This window comes from Deinococcus sp. (assembly GCF_018260405.1).
GTDB lineage: Bacteria > Deinococcota > Deinococci > Deinococcales > Deinococcaceae > Deinococcus.
Genome location: NZ_JAGLBG010000214.1, coordinates 1 through 1,302, shown reverse-complemented (window position 1 = coordinate 1,302; position 1,302 = coordinate 1). Strand labels below are relative to the sequence as shown.

1 protein-coding gene is annotated in these 1,302 nt (G+C 55.3%); it reads left to right on the top strand.

The features are described 5' to 3' along the window. Positions 1 to 55: 55 nt before the first annotated feature. A complete protein-coding gene (locus tag QZ269_RS13125) occupies positions 56 to 1,294 on the top strand; it encodes a transposase (protein ID WP_291427142.1) in 1,239 nt (412 codons plus the stop codon). Positions 1,295 to 1,302: the final 8 nt, after the last annotated feature.

The following is a 1,302-nucleotide window of genomic DNA, read 5'->3' as shown; positions in this document are numbered from 1 at the left end:
CAGTAGTCCGGAACCTTTTTGACCAAAAAGCAAGTGGGGTCGGTTACGTTGGTGTGTGAAGACTCAACGAACGGCCCCGCTGACCATCCTAGTCGCTGCGCTCATCGCTTGTGGTGTGCGAACCACACAGCGGAAGTACCTGCAACTGCTCCTGACGCTCTGGCTGGTCATCCCAGGGAACTATAACTTCACGAATTTAGCTCGCTATCACCGCACAACTGAACGCACCCACCGCAAATGGTTCCAGAAGGTTATGCCCTGGGTTCAGCTTGGTAGCAGCCTGGTCTTGCAAGCGCAAGACCAGAAAATCTTGTCCCAGAAAGGAATAGTCGCCATTGATGCCGTCTTTATTCCCAAATATGGCAAGACCACCCCAGACCTTGCCTCCTTCTGGTCAGGCTGCCAACAGCGTTCTCTTCCTGGGCTTGATGGCAGTTGTGTGACTTGGGTGGATTCCGTCACTCAGCAGCCTATCTCCCTGTCCATTACACAGACTCCTGCTGAACTTCCAGAAGGCCAGACCAGAGTGGACTTCTATGCCACAACGCTGGTCAACACCTGCGTTCAGCTCCCCATGAGCCTCAGGGAACAAATCGAGGCGGTTGTGGGTGACGCCTACTACACAAAGAAAAACTTCATTCAGCGCGTAGTAGACGAAGCTCAGTTGAGCTTCGTGGGCAAGGGTAGGAAGGATTTCAATCTCAAGCACCCTTACACGGGGCCGCGAACTGGGAAGCGTGGCCGCCCCAAGGTCTACGACGGAAAAGTCAGCCTGACCGACTTTTCCCGCTGGGACGCCATTCCCTACGCTGCTGAGTGCACGGTCTGCACGACAGTGGCTTACGCGGTGAGTTTGAAGCGCTGGGTACGGGTGGTGGCGCTCCTTTGGCCCAAGACGGGGGGAAAGGGCTACCGTCTGGAACTCCTCTTCAGCACAGATACCAACATGGACGCGGCAACCATCATCCGGTTGTATCGTGCACGCTTCGCCATGGAATTCCCCTTCCGCGATGGGAAGCAGTTTGCCGGGTTGAGCGACTGCCAGTCACGCCAGACGGAAGCCATCCATTTCCATTGGAACATGTCGCTTCTGGCGGTCACGACCGCCAGACTGAGGGCACTCGGCAACCACAAGACCGGCCCGTTCATATTCAGTATGGAAGACGAGAAACGACGCTCCTACAACAGTTTTTTCGCCCAGCGAATTTTCTCCATCTTGGGTCATACTGTAAAGGTGATGGAAATGGGCGAGTCACTCCGTGAACTCCTGCGGTTGGGCGTTAAAGCAGCCTGAAAGGTTCC